This is a genomic window from Desulforapulum autotrophicum HRM2 (genome assembly GCF_000020365.1).
Lineage (GTDB): Bacteria > Desulfobacterota > Desulfobacteria > Desulfobacterales > Desulfobacteraceae > Desulforapulum > Desulforapulum autotrophicum.
In genome coordinates this window covers 1,013,635-1,027,190 of record NC_012108.1, presented here as the reverse complement: position 1 = coordinate 1,027,190, position 13,556 = coordinate 1,013,635, and the positions used below count along the sequence as shown (strand labels likewise).

The 13,556-nt window shown below is 50.2% G+C and carries 9 protein-coding genes; 5 read left to right on the top strand and 4 right to left on the bottom strand.

The genetic code is table 11. The annotated features are described in order from the left end of the window. Positions 1-6 precede the first annotated feature (6 nt). Positions 7-798 (top strand): alpha/beta hydrolase, encoded by a 792-nt coding sequence (locus HRM2_RS04380; protein ID WP_012663246.1) that lies wholly within the window; start codon positions 7-9, stop codon positions 796-798. Between the two features lie 88 nt (positions 799-886). On the opposite strand, the gene HRM2_RS04375 is transcribed toward HRM2_RS04380, so the two are convergent. Next, on the bottom strand, positions 887-1,984 hold the full coding sequence (locus HRM2_RS04375) for a hypothetical protein (RefSeq protein ID WP_232364196.1): 1,098 nt from the start codon (positions 1,982-1,984) through the stop codon (positions 887-889). Between the two features lie 832 nt (positions 1,985-2,816). Between HRM2_RS04375 and HRM2_RS26485 the strand changes: the two genes are divergently transcribed. Next, the gene (locus HRM2_RS26485; RefSeq protein ID WP_148214559.1) at positions 2,817-3,038 is read left to right on the top strand and encodes a hypothetical protein; all 222 of its coding nucleotides are present in this window, start codon (positions 2,817-2,819) and stop codon (positions 3,036-3,038) included. Between the two features lie 453 nt (positions 3,039-3,491). Here HRM2_RS26485 and HRM2_RS04370 read toward each other — a convergent pair whose 3' ends face one another. From HRM2_RS04370 to HRM2_RS04360, 3 genes are all read right to left on the bottom strand, one after another. Then, entirely contained in the window at positions 3,492-6,794 is a 3,303-nt protein-coding gene (locus tag HRM2_RS04370) for an AAA family ATPase (protein ID WP_012663244.1), read from the bottom strand. Between the two features lie 17 nt (positions 6,795-6,811). Next, positions 6,812-7,792, bottom strand: a complete 981-nt coding sequence (locus HRM2_RS04365; RefSeq protein ID WP_012663243.1) for an SPFH domain-containing protein — start codon at positions 7,790-7,792, stop codon at positions 6,812-6,814. Between the two features lie 163 nt (positions 7,793-7,955). Continuing rightward, complete coding sequence (locus HRM2_RS04360; RefSeq protein WP_012663241.1) at positions 7,956-8,918, bottom strand: tRNA dihydrouridine synthase; 963 nt, start codon at positions 8,916-8,918, stop codon at positions 7,956-7,958. Between the two features lie 79 nt (positions 8,919-8,997). On the opposite strand from HRM2_RS04360, the gene HRM2_RS04355 reads away from it, so the two are divergent. The 3 genes from HRM2_RS04355 to HRM2_RS04345 all read left to right on the top strand — a co-directional run bounded on the left by HRM2_RS04355 (position 8,998) and on the right by HRM2_RS04345 (position 13,506). After that, positions 8,998-9,630, top strand: a complete 633-nt coding sequence (locus HRM2_RS04355) for a TetR/AcrR family transcriptional regulator (RefSeq protein ID WP_232364195.1) — start codon at positions 8,998-9,000, stop codon at positions 9,628-9,630. Between the two features lie 32 nt (positions 9,631-9,662). Continuing rightward, positions 9,663-11,474, top strand: coding sequence for an acyl-CoA dehydrogenase (locus tag HRM2_RS04350; RefSeq protein WP_012663239.1), 1,812 nt, complete (start codon positions 9,663-9,665; stop codon positions 11,472-11,474). Positions 11,475-11,742: 268 nt separating this feature from the next. Then, a complete protein-coding gene (locus HRM2_RS04345; protein WP_012663238.1) occupies positions 11,743-13,506 on the top strand; it encodes an acyl-CoA synthetase in 1,764 nt (587 codons plus the stop codon). Positions 13,507-13,556: the final 50 nt, after the last annotated feature.

Below are 13,556 nucleotides of genomic sequence, written 5' to 3'. Positions count from 1 at the left end.
GGCAAAATGGAACAACGACAACGGCCGGATTATACCGTTCTTGATCAACCGGAAGTGACGCGCTACCTGTTCCACCCCAGAAGGGAAGATTCCCACAGGCGGCTTACGGCAAAAGATCTCATGATTCCCGTGGATGACACAACCGTGGTCGGGGCCTGTTTCCACCTTACAACGAAAACCGGGCCCAGCATCCTGTTTTTCCACGGAAACGGTGAAATCGTCTCAGATTACGACGATCTTGGCGGGGTATACAACCGCATGGGAATCAACTTCATCGTGGTGGACTTTCGGGGATACGGCCGATCCAATGGATCGCCGTCCGTATCTACCCTCATGGCCGACTGTCATCCTATCCTTGACCGGGTAACCCACCACCTTGACGACCTGGGATTCAAAGGCCCGCTCACCGTCATGGGCCGATCCCTTGGCAGCGCACCGGCCCTGGAGCTTGCAGCCTCAACGCCCGGCCCCATTGCCTCACTGATTATTGAAAGCGGTTTTGCCAGGGCCGAGCCCCTTCTTTCAACCCTGGGCATTGATCCCAAGGCCATAGGATTTAAGGAAGAGCAGGGCTTCTGCAATATTGACAAAATCGGCAGATGGACTGGACCGACCTTGATCATCCATGCCGAATTTGACCACATCATCCCCTTTAGCGACGGTGAGGCCCTTTACAATGCCTGCGGGGCTGATAAAAAACGTTTGCTCAAGATTGCCAACGCCAATCACAATGACATTTTCTTCCAGGATATGAACACCTACATGGCGGCCGTCAGTACCCTGGTGGAGAACGAATAATAAAACAGGGTCTGCCAACGGCAGACCCTGTCTTGTTTTAACAAACTGTCTTAAACCTGCAACCAAAGATTAACCGGAACACACGGCATCAGTCATGGGTATAAAAGGGCCATTTATGAAAGAACCATTCATTCCAGAGCAGTGGAATAATCCACCAGAAGTTCCATACTAGTGACTCTCCATGGGAAAATTTATGTTCCCAATGGGGGTTGCCAAGGGCCCACTCACCCCAGCCTGCGTAATAGAAAATAATGTAATTGATGGCACAGAATACGAGGACACCAGCGGTTCTGAACCAGAAGGCTGCCCAGGAATCTTTATCGTCCATGGGAACCATGTCATCAAAATAGTGGTGCCAGATCAGAAATGGAACCAGTGTAAACCCTGCGATTTCAGCCGAATGGTACCATAGGAATCGTAACAGTTCTGCATTTTCGGGCTTGGCCTGCTCAAGGTGATGAAGCACATCATGGGGCAGCCACAGGGGAGCAAGTTTAACACAGATCAATGCCATGATATATGCACCGATCATATTGAGCACAAAAGAGACCAAACCTTTCCAGGGCTGGGGAAGGGGAATCAAACTCCAGGGTTTCATCCGCCAGACATTGGCTGTCATGAAAAGAATGATGATGGCCCATTCCCACCATCCAAAAACCCAATGGAGATGGGTAAAATCAGCAATCCCCCCCCACCATGGCGTATTCAGACCAAAGGAACTCCCAAGGGCCGTTCCATATACAAGCCCCCAGAAGGGAACGATAAGAACGGTATAAAAGAACAGGGTCCACAGAGAACACCATGCGATTTCAAGCATACCTGCATGGGGCTGGGGAAGATCGCTGGGACGAAGGGGCCATTTGCCAAAAAGAATGGTGACAAAAGGATAGCTGTAAAAGCCGACCAAAACAAAACAGACAACAGCACTTTCTGCGAAATGATTTGCCTGCATGGCGGCAAGATCAAGTTTCCCGGCCTGGCCGGCAGCAGCAAGGGCATTTAGATTGTCCTGACTCAGAAAATTGAACCCCACCCCCAAAATTTTATAAAAAACAATGTGAATCATAAACCAGACAAGCACGAGATTAACGATGGTCTCAACGATTCCCCGGGCAGGTTGAGGCAACTTTTCAAAGGGCCAGTCGCCAAGGAACATGTGTTGATAGAGGCCCACGAGGATCATCATTGCCAGATACATTACAAACGGGTAAGGAAACCATTGAACAATCCCCCTTGGGTCACTAAAAATAAACCACGTTATCAGTGCAATCCCCAAGAAAACAACAAAAGAGATTATTCCAGTAAGGGGTTGCCCCCAACGAGGTTTTAATTCTACTGCTGCTGACATACGCTTCTCCTTTTCAAAACAATTATTAAATAATTCTTTTTTAAACTGAGAACGAACCATGCTTCGCAATCGAACTGCATTCCCCAAATATCTTTAAAACCGAGCGCTCGGTCACAAAAGGATATACAACAACAATCTTCCGTAAGACTGGAAGTTTACCTCTAAAATTTTTATTTCATTTAATGGTCATTCATTTTCTGATCAAGCGCTCAATCGTTTTTACACATAATAATTCGTAACTGCTTTGTCAATCCTTATTTTAACTGGGAAGAATAAAAAATAAAGTCTTGATCATCGCATCGGTCGTCTGTCACTGGTTAAAAACACCTGAATGCGATCAGAACGACGATCAAGCCCAGAAATAACGGCAAGAAACACGATGATACAGGGCAGGCGATCGTACCATTCCGCCCTCTTTGGTTACCCTGACCGAAACGGTAAACGTCGGGGGAATTTTTGCCCTTCCGGACTAAAGCGCAGGAACTGCGGGCTAAAGTCCTCAAACAGCCTGCGCTTCTTAACGCCTGGAAGGGCAAAAATTATAGCCCCTTTGGTTTACAATGTTCCGGTCAGGGCGACCAAAGAGGGCTCTATAGTCGAGACTTTCATAATGATGTTACGACAAGCGTTTCTTATAAAAACCCACATGTCCTGACGGACACAACGAAGCATGAAACTCGACAATAGTAGGCCGGTGGGAACGGGTGTTGCACTGAACGGATTAAATGGCAACGGTGGACACGAGGTCCAAGGAGTTGCCATTTCCCTCGGAGCAGGCCATGGACGGCCTGCGAGAATGAGTGAAGGGCAACACCCGTTTCCACCGGCCGATCGAAGCGAGTTTCATATAATTAATCGAATTGACAGCACGTTTTTAACAGGTATTGTTTAGAGAAGGACAGCAGACAAAGAAATTATTGATTCGGTAAACAAACGTCGGATGATCAAATGAAGCCTTAGAGCGCGAATATAACATGACGGGTCGGTTTTTTGCACAACAAACTGTTAGTCCTCCATCGGGGGAACTACGCATATAAAACTTATCTAAAATAAACCGACCACTACTGATGATTTAAAAACTTGTCTTCCGTGCCTGAATTATTAACCCGACAGGAAGAATTCTATCGATTTGATATTTTCAATCTGTAGCGTCAATCAAAGTGTTCTTGGGACAAGACCCAAAAACCAACAGGAGACTATTCCCTTTTTCGAGGGGAGTGTTACATATAAAACCGGCACGGCCGGAACGAGGTATGGCTCCGGCCTCAACGAATTTTGAAACACCTTCATTGACAATGCTTCGGTGAGTGTTTCATATAAAAAAAAAAAGAAAAGGTATCCCCTGTCACCGGTTCCCATAATGCTTTAAGATAAGGTCGTGGGAGAGATAATGATCCCGGACCGGATCAAGAAGATAATTTCGTATGGCATTGATTCTGTCCAGGATAACCGCCTCCACAATGACCCGAAGTTCCGTCTTTCGCTCCTGGATATTCCTCTGGAGATTGGGGCATCTTTTTGCCCCCTGGTAATCCTCACGCTTTATCCTGATCCCCATGCGAATATGATCCTCAAGTTTTTTGTCGTAATCTTTCCCAAGGGAAACCACTTCGGCAAGGAGGTCGGCAAAATGGGTTACCCCCATGATATCCTTGTCAAGCTCCCAGTATCCCATTAGGAACTCGGGTTCAAGGTCCTTGTAGTTCTGCAACGGCATATACATCCGCCTGAGGTGGAGCAACACCTTTTCCGTCTTTTTCCGATGGCCACCGATGATCACAGATCCTCCGACTTCGTCCTTTCTCACCCCCTTGGTCCAGGGGGCGCCGGTGATGCCGAAATCGTTGCACAGGGGGATTCTGAAAAGGGCGGACAGGGTATTAAGGGCAAGGGCATATCCTGCCGAGGGTCCCCCGACATTGTAGGAGGCACTCAACAGCTGATGGTGGAAGGCATAGGGTTTTAAGAATTCCTCGAACAGTCCGGCAATGTCGATTCCCGGGGCCAATTCCTGGAGATAATTCTTGACCATGGTCAGGGCCTCCCTGGCACTCTGTCGGGTCATCTGGACGGCCATATCCATCTGGGCCGCAGTGTCTGCCGTGGACGACACCGCCCCTGTAACCAGAACCTGGGACTGGCCCAATCGGGAGGTGAGGCTTGTGGCAATGGGAAGCAGCATGCCCGTTACATCATTGGCCCCCACCCCGATGATGAAACCGATCTGGGGCTCCTGGCTCAATTCCGCCTCCAGAAACTCGTTGAGCTGGACCGACCCCTTTCGGACAGGACTCTGGGAGATCTCCCGCCGTGCAGATTCCAGGTGGGACTCCTTAAGGGGATACTCGGCTTCGGTTTGAACCTCCTTGATAAGGTCGAGGATGGCGGCATAACGATCGACAAAATTTACCGGATCCCCCTTGATCTCGGCCTTGAGAAGGGGGGGGGCATCCATGGCATCCAGGATGCCAAGCAAGGTCTTGAAATTAAACTTGATAAAGGCCTGTTTGTCGGCCTGGGGAGCGTGTTCCAGTTCCCTGAGGCGAATGAGTACCTTGTACTCGGTGGTGCAGAGGGCAATGGCCTTTTCCGTAAATGCCGTGAAATCGGCCGGGGTATTGCAGATGCCCTGGGCCGTCTCAATGATCCTTTCGGCTGCCACCTGCCTGCCATGGGCAATGGCGGCAAATTGCTTGGTGATGATGTCTGCAATATCCTTTTGTCGCAGATGCCCTGTCACCTCAAGCACCTTGAGCCGCTTGGACCGGATCAGGGCCGGGTCCAGAATATCAAGGCGGTTGGTGGTGAGGACGGTAAACACCTTGTTCAGGGGAATTTCCCCGTCAATAATGTTCAAAAACTTGTTGGTCAAGGCATCAGAGGGTGATCCACCGGAGGCGCTTCGCCGGGGGGCAAGGGAATCACCCTCATCAAAAAAGACAATGGCCGGGGCGATCATCTTGGCGATGTCGTAGACCCGTTCAAGATTGGCAACAGCCCCGTGGATGGGATTAGCACTGTCCTGGAGGGCAGACGGGCTTGTGGCAATATCGTGGACCTTGGTGCTTTCGCCCAACCAGGTCCGGACCAGGAAGGTTTTGCCACTTCCAGGCGGCCCGGTAAGCACCACCCCCTTGTCTTCACTCACGCCGTAGTTAAAACAATTGTTTGCCATTTCTGAGAACCGGTCCTTGATGCTGCCCACATACTCCTCCCAGGGGGCATTTCGGTCCATCCTGTCCACCACTTTTTTGTACAGTTCCCCATAGACATTCTTGGCAACGAGCTGAAACGCGCTCCTGATCAAGGTGGCATCGTCCAGGTAATCCGGGGTAAAATCACCCTTGATCTCGATCACGGATTCCACAAGCTTTCTTACATAGGCCGGGGTCACCTTGAGACTTCGATCCCTGAAAATCGTATAGATTCGATCCGCGGACGCATTGACAGCTGCAGAAGCGGCATCCATGGACAGGTTGTGACGTTTGAGTTCCAAAACAATAATCTGCTTGAGATTTTCAGGATTTGTCCAGAACTCTGACATGTCAATGATTTTTCCCCGTTCAATGAACCGGCGATAAATGGCCGAATCAAACCGGGAGGCCTGGTCCGTGGTCGCCACCAGGAAACAGTCCCTTTTGCCGTTGATAATTTCGTCGAGGAGAATATTGGCCGTGTCGACGAGGGAACGCTGCTGACCTTCCACCCCGGATTCCCTGGCATCTGCCTTGCCAAAGGCGGAATGGGCCTCTTCAATATGACGGATGGTGGTCACCTTGGGATACCCCATGGCCTTTCGAAAATAGTTGCCCGGTTCTCCGGCATAGGCGGTCTGGTAATCATTGGGGGTAATGGTTGAATAATCCACGGATATCCCCCGCTCCTCAAAATGGGTCAGGTTATCCATAATTCGATGTTTGAAGATCCTGTTGACAATAGGAATCTTGGACAGGGTATTGTAAAAAGCCCTTTTTCGGCCCAGGGCGATCTCCATGGCAAAATCGGGGTCCACCGCCTCAAGGCTTGTGAACAATCCCTCCCTCGCCATGATTTCGTTGCGCTTTTTTCGCCAGTCAATGGTCGGGATCACCCTGTTCCTGAAGATCACCTTTTCAATGGTTTCCTGGACGGTTGCGCTCTTTCCGCTGCCACTGGATCCCTCGACCAGCAGAATCGGGGCCTTGGGAACGTCCTGGCCCGTGAGATACTCTTTGCGGATATGGGCCCGGTAGATTTTTGAGATAATCTCCTCCAGCTCCAACGGCACATGGATATCGGTCAATTCGCGGTCAAGGACCGCCAGAAGGTACTGTTTTTCCTGGCGGGTCAGCTCATTCTCAAGAATCCGATTCCACGAGCGGCCGGGGTTGGTTTCTCCTGAATATTCAAACCGTTTTTTCCAGTCCGTCAGAATCTCAGGATCCTTGAGAACCTTCATCCGTTTTTCCCTGAATTTAAAAAGAAAAATAAGGGTTGCAACGGATTTCAACAGGGAAAAAAACGGCGAAATGGGCCTGAACTGGTTCAGGCGGGAACGGACAAAGGCCATGGTGTCGTAGGACCATTCGCCCACAAGATTTTCTATCCGCAGAATCTGGGACTCGGGCAGACGAATATGAGTGTTTTCCCGGGTTAAACGTTTCGGCATGGTCACCTCTTCTGGATTTAACGACCGTCAGATGCAGAATTGCCCGTTAGTATATCGTCGACATGCTTGCCCTTTAAATCTGGAGCATCCGGCATGGCGGGAAGTGTCATGGAAGGATCGACCCTTGAGCCGTGGAGCACAAAGGTCTTCTGCCCGGTCTGGTTGGCATAGGCCGAGGCCCACTTCTGCTGGGTCAGAAAGTTCAAAAGATCCGGTTCGATTCCTTTTCCATCGGTCCCAAGGGCCTTCTGCAGCGACGAAATACTCTCAAGATATGCCGTGTAAAGCTTGCGTATCCGATCGGCTTCCTGGTCTGCCGCATAGTTTTCCGCCTCGGCCAGCAGTTCCCTGCGTTTTTTTTCTTCCGTGGCTGCAATCAAATCATCCCCGAACCGGGTTTCGCGAAGCACAAAACTGACCACGGTCATCCCGTACTTCTCCTCCAGGGTTGGGCCACCCTCGTTGATGGGCCGGGATTTAAGGGCCTTGAAAATTTTCTCCTTGATCCCCTCCCGGTCACTGATGAGGCTGTTAACCTTCTGGGCCTGGAGAATATCCTTGACGATTCCGTCAAAATCACCCTGGAGCAAATCCTTGGGCGCAAGGTTTTCAATGGCCCAGACCCTCAGGTCATGGATTCGATAGGTGAGCACAGCCGAGGTCCACAGGGCAACATTCTCCCTTGATATAATCCGCATGGGCTCATGGGTGGCACCGAGGAAGAGGCGCTGGTTCATCAGGGGCACCTCCTGCTCAAGCCGCGTAAAAAAGGGAAGTCTTGCGTGCCATCCCACATCGGTGACCGCCTCCCTTATACCTCCGAACTGTTCGATCACCATGGCATAGTTGAGCTTTACCTTATAGATGACATGGGTCGAATAAACCAGGGCAGCAAGGGTATAGACAATGGTAATGGCAAAGAGGGTAATGGCAATCCGCCGGATCAAGTTTCGCACCTGGGCTCTTTGCAGGAAAACCTGTGACGCTTTTTCAGTCATGGCAACTCCTTGATTTAGTGAAACTCAGGTTTTTGAAATATATGCAGGGAATAATTATTTTTTATTCTAATCAGTTCCCCGACCTTTTTGCAACCTTTTTCCCACAGGAACCACCAATTCTAATTGTGGGGATCAACATGGGGATTTAAACATATTTAATTGCCTAACCCGCCGGGCAGAAGGGAATCTGTTCATCAAAGAAACGACGGGTCTGAACCAGGTAGGCCTCCCGGTTCCGTGACTTGAATATCTGCTTGAACAGTTTTTCCCCACCCGGAAACGAAGGCCCAAGATAGGACCAGAACCCCTTCATCCTTCCGGCAATGTGGGAGGGACCGTAGAAATTACCGTCGTAGGTGGTAAAAAGATCGTCGTGAAAGGCCTTGATACGTTCCAGATCCATTGTTCTGTCCCGGACCTCCCCCTTGATGGTTGCGGGTAGAAACGGATCAGCCAGAACCCCCCTTCCGATCATGAAGCTTCTAATTTCAGGGAACCGGTCAACCAGAACCTGGAATCCTTTTTTATCGGTTATATCCCCGTTATAAACAAGGATATGGCGACTCTGGGCCAGCACACGTTCAAAGGCATCAATGTCTGCTGTTCCCGTGTAAAGCTGCACCCCGGTTCTTGGATGGACAATAATCTCGTCCAGGGGATAACGATCAAACACCGGCAGAAGATCAAAAATCTCATGGCTGGTCTTTCGGCCGAGCCTGACCTTGACCGACAGTGAACAGGGAATGGCAGGCACCACCTGTTCTAAAAAGGCGTCTATTAAATCAGGCCGGCACAACAGGCCTGAACCCCTGAGTTTTTTGGTGATCTTGGAGTGGGGGCAACCCAGATTCCAGTTGACCCGGGTGTAGCCCTTGTCGGCAAGATAACGGGCAAGGAAGATGAAATCTTCTGCCACATTACCAAGAATCTGGGGCACCACCGGCAGGAGCGGATTGTTCTCAGGCAGTACATCCTTGATTCGTGACGGCTTGAGTCTTGCCTGCCCCATGGTCGAGATGAAAGGTGCCAGGGCCTCATCAAAGCCGGTAAAATGTCTCGGGTAAACCTGCCTGAAGGGTGCGTCAGTGAACCCCTGAAGTGGAGCAAGTATCAATTTTTTTTCCATTGTTTTTCCTGTTTTATTAAAAATTACTTGACAAGTTAATCGTTACTGCTAGAATGTCAATTCTAAAATTGAAATAACAATGGAGAGAGCTATGGCAACCATATCCCGCAAGGAACGAGACGACGAGAGACGACGCCAGGAAATTCTGGATACGGCCCTGTCCATATTTGCCACCAAGGGATTTCACGGAACCACCATGGCCCAGATCAGCCAGGATTCCCAATACCCCCTGGGAACCATTTACAAATACTTTTCAGGCAAGCAGCAGATGTACCATGACCTTGTGCTCGACAAGGTCCAGGAGTTAGGACGTATTTTCCTTGATGTCAGCAGGCGAACTTCAGATACAGCCCACAAAAAACTCAAGGATGCCCTGTTCGCCCAGGCAAGCTTTTACAAGAATAACGATGAAGTCATCCGCATCTATATTTCAGAACGTAGCAACATAGATGCAGTACTCATGCCTAAACTCAACGAACGAATCAACAGGATGCACGATAAAATGGTGGATCTTTTTGAGGCCATCTTTGACCAGGGCATCCGCGACGGTGAATTCAAGGCATATCCGGCAAAAGAAATTGCCATTGTCTTCAGCGACATCGCCCACTCTGCCTCCTGGGCCTGCCTGTTCCGGGATGAGGATGATGAGGCCTTAAACGAAAGACTTACCATGATTTTTGAGATGTTCACCAAAGGTGTTTCCACAAATTAACCAACAGGTACAAACGACTTAAGGAGAAAAAAATGGCTCAATCAATAGCAGACCGAAGGGATCAGGATTTTGTCCTCCATGAAATGCTTTCCGTGGCGGACCTTGCAAAACACGAAGATTTTCAAGATTTCAACAAAAAAACCGTGGACATGGTCATAACCGAAGCACGAAACCTTGCCATCAAGGAAGTACTTCCCACTCAAAAGGAAGGTGACGAACACGGCTGCACCCTGAACAACGGCAAGGTGACCATTCCCGAATGCTTTAGAAAGCCCTTTAAACTTTTCTGCGAAGGCGAATGGATCGCCATGTGTGACGACCCGGAATACGGCGGTCAGGGCATGCCCAAGGTGCTTTCCATTGCAGCAGGCGAAATGTTCACGGGCGCCAACTGCGCGTTCATGATGTACCCGGGACTGACCCACGGGGCAGGCAAAATCGTTGAAGAATTCGGATCTGAAGCCCAGAAGAAAAAATACCTGAAGAACCTTTACACGGGCAAGTGGGCAGGCACCATGTGTCTTACAGAACCAGAGGCCGGTTCCGATGTCGGGGCCTTGACCACCACGGCTAAAAAAAACGATGACGGCACCTACTCGATCGCAGGCAACAAGATCTTCATCTCAGGCGGAGACCACGACCTGACCGAAAACATCATCCATCCGGTCCTGGCCAGGATTGAAGGCGCACCTGCCGGAACCAAGGGCATTTCCCTGTTTCTGGTGCCCAAGTTCAAAATCAACGACGATGGCACCCCTGGCGAATCAAACGACGTGGTCTGCACGGGTCTTGAAGAAAAGATGGGCATCCACGGCAATGCAACCGCCGCCCTGGCCTTTGGATCCAAGGGCAACTGCATCGGTGAACTCATCGGCGAAGAGAACAAGGGAATGCGGGCCATGTTCATCATGATGAACGAAGCAAGGCTCGGAGTGGGCATGCAGGGTTTCGGTTTTGCCACCACCTCGTATATCAATTCCGTCAACTACGCTAAGGAGCGGGTCCAGGGCGTTAATCTCATGAACATGTTCGACGCCGATCCCAAACCGGTTGCCATTATCAACCACCCGGACGTCAAGCGCCAGCTCCTGTCCATGAAAGCCAACGTGGACGGCATGCGTACCCTTCTCTACTACACAGGATTTCTCTTTGACAAGGCAAAGACAGCCGCCACCCCCGAAGAAAAAGAAAAGTGGGAAGGACTCATCGAGCTTTTGACCCCCGTGGTCAAATCCTACTGTACGGACCGGTCGTTTGAGGTATGCGCCCAGGGCATTCAAATCTATGGCGGTTACGGGTTCATCAAGGAGTACCCCCAGGAGCAGCTCCTGAGGGACTGCAAGATCACCAGTATTTACGAGGGAACCAACGGTATCCAGGCCATGGACCTTCTGGGCCGCAAGCTGGGACTTAAAAAGGGAAAACCCTTTATGGATCTTCTCGGTGAAATGAACAAGACCGTTGCTGCGGCAAAGGAAATCGAGGGTCTTGAAGCCATGGCAGATATCCTCCAGAACGCCATCAACAAGCTTGGTGAAGTCGCCATGTACATGGGCGCCACAGCCATGTCAGCCAATGTTCTCCATGCCTTTGCCTCAGCCCTCCCATTCCTGGACGCCACAGGAGACGTCTGCATGGCATGGGTGGAACTGTGGCGGGCCGTTGTTGCCGCCCCGAAAATTGCCAAGGCAAAGAAAAAGGATGTTGCCTTTTACCAGGGACAGGTTAAGACAGCCGAATATTTCCTCAGTTTTATTATCCCTGCAACCCTTGGAAAAATGGAGGCGATAAAATCCAACATCACCGCCATCATGGATATGCCCGACGACGCCTTCGCCGGTTGATCCTCCTCCCATAGCCCCCACCCTCCCCTGCCATCGTGCAGGGGAGAGTCCTTTCTGAATCCCATCCAGACTCTGTACGTTCAAAAAAAATTAAAAAGTCTTTGACAATCATATTTAGATTAATCTATATCAACTCTAGGCTGTAGACTGAGCGCTCGTTAGGCGACACTGCATCCGGTACACACCAGTCAAAAATAGCTGTTGCAGACGATAAGAGACATACCAAAAGGGACATTAACCGCAAATCATAACTGCAAGGAGTGATTTTATGGGCATGGAAACTTTGTACAAAGAGGTCATGGATCTGAACCTGATGGATGACAATGACCAGAAAGAAGCTGCGGCAAAGGCTTTTTTTGAAAAACTGAACCACTCGAAACTCCCTGAGTATTTCAACTGGGCAGACGAGATTTTCGAGAAACTACATGTCAAAGAGAGGGGGGACCAGACAGCCCTGATCTGGGCCGATATTGCCAAACCGGGAAAACTATCCTACACCTATAAAGAACTTGCCGCCAAGGGAAATCAATGTCTCAACCTGCTGCGTAAATCGGGTGTGGAAAAAGGGGACAACATGTACATGATGACCCCCATTGTTCCAGAAACCTGGTTTTCCACCTATGCCTGCATCAAGGGTGGGGTGATAAATGTCCCCACCGCCACCAGCATGACCATGCGCGAACTTAAATTCAGGTTTGAATCCTATGCTCCGGATGTCATCGTTGCCGACGAAAGTTTTACCGAGCTCATGGATGAGGCTATTGAACTGCTGGGCGTCAAACCAAAAATCAAGGTGGTGCTAGGAAAAAAAGACGGCTGGATCAGCTTCAGCGATTCTGAAAAGATGCCAGCAACGGCTGAACCTGCAAAAACCCGGTCCAACGATCTTCTAATCTGCTTTTTCACCTCCGGCACCACAGGAATGCCCAAAAAGGTAGGCCACACAGCCACCTCCTACCCCTTAGGGCATCTCTCAACCGCAGTCATGATCGGCATCCGACCGAACGATGTCCATCACAACCTGTCGGCGCCCGGCTGGGCCAAATGGCACTGGAGCAGTTTTTTCGCACCTTTGAACGTGGGCGCCACGGTTGTGGGATTGAACTTTGCTGCTCTTGACGGCGAACGCTACCTCAAGGCCGTTGAGGAATGCGGGGTGACCATTTTTTGCGCTCCTGCTACGGCCTGGAGAATGTTCATCAACGTTGACACGACAAACATAGACCTTTCAAAACTTCGTCAGTCCATTTCTGCAGGCGAGCCCGTCAACCCCGATCTGATCAAACAGTGGAAAAAACGTACAAACACTGAAATCCGGGATTTTTACGGTCAGACTGAATCCACCGCCATGGTAGGCAACCCCCCGTGGAGGACCGGCAAGATACGCTCAGGTTCCTTTGGCTATCCATCGTTCATGTACGATGTCACCCTGGCCGACGACGAAGGCAAGGAGTTGACAGTTCGTAACGAGCCCGGCCACATGGTTGTCCGCCTTAACCGCTGGCGGCCCATCGGCCTTTTTACCGAATACATTGGAAGCCCTGAAAAAATGGCCTCTGCATTTGTTGGTGACTTCTACTACACAGGCGACAAGGCATTAATTGATGATGACGGCTATTGGTGGTTTGTGTCAAGGTCCGACGATGTTATCAAGTCTTCGGATTTCCGCATCGGACCCTTTGAGGTGGAAAGCGCCCTTGCGGAACACGAGGCAGTTAACGAGTCTGCCGTGGTCGGTGTCCCCGATCCCGAACGTCACCAGTTGGTCAAGGCCTACGTGATTCTTAACAAAGGTTTTCAGCCCTCAAGGGAACTTGCCCTGGATCTGTTCCAGCAGACTATAGGAATCCTGGCCAAATTCAAGATTCCCAGGATCATCGAATTTGTCACGGAAGTTCCCAAAACCATCAGCGGAAAGATCCGCAGAATCGAGCTCAGGGAGAACGAGGTTGCCCGCAAGGAAAAGGGCGGTGCTGCCCAGGCAAACGAGTTCTTTTACTGGGATTTCCCGGAACTGAAATCTAAAAAATAAACAAACGGACAAACAAAAGCAGTAATTCTAATTACGAAAGTCAGCATGGA

Excerpts from the sequence above, each read along its gene's own strand:
- HRM2_RS04360 (WP_012663241.1), bottom strand. The coding sequence starts at position 8,918 with ATGGAAAAAAAATTGATACTTGCTCCACTTCAGGGGTTCACTGACGCA.
- HRM2_RS04375 (WP_232364196.1), bottom strand. The coding sequence starts at position 1,984 with ATGATGATCCTCGTGGGCCTCTATCAACACATGTTCCTTGGCGACTGG.
- HRM2_RS04365 (WP_012663243.1), bottom strand. The coding sequence starts at position 7,792 with ATGACTGAAAAAGCGTCACAGGTTTTCCTGCAAAGAGCCCAGGTGCGA.
- HRM2_RS04350 (WP_012663239.1), top strand. The coding sequence starts at position 9,663 with ATGGCTCAATCAATAGCAGACCGAAGGGATCAGGATTTTGTCCTCCAT.
- HRM2_RS26485 (WP_148214559.1), top strand. The coding sequence starts at position 2,817 with ATGAAACTCGACAATAGTAGGCCGGTGGGAACGGGTGTTGCACTGAAC.
- HRM2_RS04345 (WP_012663238.1), top strand. The coding sequence starts at position 11,743 with ATGGGCATGGAAACTTTGTACAAAGAGGTCATGGATCTGAACCTGATG.
- HRM2_RS04355 (WP_232364195.1), top strand. The coding sequence starts at position 8,998 with ATGGAGAGAGCTATGGCAACCATATCCCGCAAGGAACGAGACGACGAG.
- HRM2_RS04380 (WP_012663246.1), top strand. The coding sequence starts at position 7 with ATGGAACAACGACAACGGCCGGATTATACCGTTCTTGATCAACCGGAA.
- HRM2_RS04370 (WP_012663244.1), bottom strand. The coding sequence starts at position 6,794 with ATGCCGAAACGTTTAACCCGGGAAAACACTCATATTCGTCTGCCCGAG.